The sequence below is a fragment of the Rhizobium ecuadorense genome, from assembly GCF_001187535.1.
Lineage (GTDB): Bacteria > Pseudomonadota > Alphaproteobacteria > Rhizobiales > Rhizobiaceae > Rhizobium > Rhizobium ecuadorense.
Window position 1 is genome coordinate 1 of record NZ_LFIO01000481.1, and the last position, 276, is coordinate 276.

Below are 276 nucleotides of genomic sequence, written 5' to 3' on the forward strand. Positions count from 1 at the left end.
AACCTGATCCTCGTCGCCTCGACGCCGGAGACCACCAATCCGGTGGCGACCACCTGCGAGGCCGAGGAAATGCCCTGTATTTCGACGGTGGCGCCCTGGCAACCCTGGTTCATCGGCCAGCAGGGCAATCCCGGCGACCCCACCTCGTGGAAACCATTCAACTATGCCTATCACTTCTTCTGGGGTCTCGAGGACGTCATCTCCGTCTTCACCAATATGTGGGCGCAGATCGAGACCAATAAGAAGGTCGGCGGCTTGTTCCCCAATGATGGCGAT

At 59.4% G+C, this 276-nt stretch carries 1 pseudogene; it reads left to right on the plus strand.

Going from position 1 to position 276, the window contains the following annotated elements:
• A pseudogene (locus AF337_RS11500) lies at positions 1-276 on the plus strand (ABC transporter substrate-binding protein); the annotation flags it as partial.